The sequence below is a fragment of the Vibrio minamisatsumaniensis genome, assembly GCF_050337445.1.
GTDB classification, from domain to species: Bacteria; Pseudomonadota; Gammaproteobacteria; order Enterobacterales; family Vibrionaceae; genus Vibrio; species Vibrio artabrorum.
In genome coordinates, this window is record NZ_JAKJSY010000171.1 from 1 (window position 1) to 1,328 (window position 1,328).

Genomic DNA, 1,328 nt, shown 5'->3' on the forward strand with positions numbered 1-1,328 from the left:
GAATTAAACAGTCTCTACCGCATTACCATTTGGTTTATCGACTATTTAATTTAAAAGAATCCGCATTACATTTGGAGAAAAACATGAAAGAAACCATGTATGAAAAAGAATACTTACCATCTAAATCAAAACATCTTGAAATAATAATTATGCTGGTAAATGCAAACGATGAAGAAGAATTACAAATAAAAAACAAAATTAATAATGAGGTGAGAAATGAAAAAAGAAAAACGAGATCCAAATAAAACAAGTTTGCATTTAAGACTTTCAACAGAAACAAAGAATCATTTGGAAGAATTAAAAGAACTTGGAAATTTTAAAACATTTGAAGAAACTATCTTGGCTTATATGTCCCAGAACGGAACAGAAGTAAAAAAAGTCTTTGTAGATGAAGATGGTCATTGCATAAAAGTAGTTAATYTCCTAACAAAATTCTCTACTAACTTGAATCAACTGGCAAAAATTGCCAATCAGCAAGGCAGCTTATCACAGGAACAAGTTGCAGAATTTCAAACAAATCATATGGCATTAATCAAAGCAAAGAGGCACTTGACTAACAATGTAAAGATACTAAAAAAGAGGTTATAAATGGCAGTATTCAGAGTTCTACACGAAGGTAAAACACTAAGGGGATTACACGGAACAGTTAGATATAATTCAGTCGATAAGAAAGGCCTAAACAGTCCAGAAAATCCAAGGCTTATAGGCGTTGAGTCAAACTGTGGCTTTTGTTTGAACGTTAACGACAGAGACGAATATAAACGATTAAAAGACAGTTTTGTTATGTCTGTTGAAGCTAACTCAAAGCTATCTAAAAACTCTCGCCAATCTTACCTTTACGAACACTCTATGATCTCTTTTTCAGAGAAAGATGATGAAAAACATTCACTTGAAGAACTTCAAAAACTAGCACTAGAAGCGTGTGAGCTTTACGATCCAAAGTTCAATGAAACTCCGTTTATGCTGTTTCCACAGACCGACTCAGGAAAGACCCATTTCCACGTAGTCAGAGGCTTTCACGATGATGAGGGTAAGTATCAAAGACAAGTCCAATCAGGGCGTAAAATGGAGCGTGCAGCGCAAAAATTAGAAAAGAAGCACAAGCTAACTTTCACAGGTAAAAATGATCCAAATAATTGGTTTATGATTGATGGAAAAAGAACTTACATTCCAAAACATAAACAAGATGGTCAAAAAACAGTTAAAAATAAATACTCTAGTAAAATTAAAATTCACGAAGATAAAGTAAATAAATTAGAAGATAAAAAATCAGTTGTTCAAAATGACATCACAACTTTAACAGGTAATGCAAATAAAACGGTTAATGA

The 1,328-nt window shown here is 32.6% G+C and carries 3 protein-coding genes; all 3 read left to right on the plus strand.

Going from position 1 to position 1,328, the window contains the following annotated elements:
- On the plus strand, positions 1-245 hold a 245-nt coding region (locus L4B77_RS19975), incomplete at its 5' end, for a hypothetical protein (RefSeq protein ID WP_429752605.1).
- The gene (gene mobC, locus L4B77_RS19980) at positions 217-588 is read left to right on the plus strand and encodes a plasmid mobilization relaxosome protein MobC (RefSeq protein ID WP_429752607.1); all 372 of its coding nucleotides are present in this window, start codon (positions 217-219) and stop codon (positions 586-588) included. The genes L4B77_RS19975 and mobC, both read left to right, overlap by 29 nt.
- Positions 589-1,328 (plus strand): relaxase/mobilization nuclease domain-containing protein (locus L4B77_RS19985; protein ID WP_429752610.1); only part of this gene is annotated, 740 nt, incomplete at its 3' end.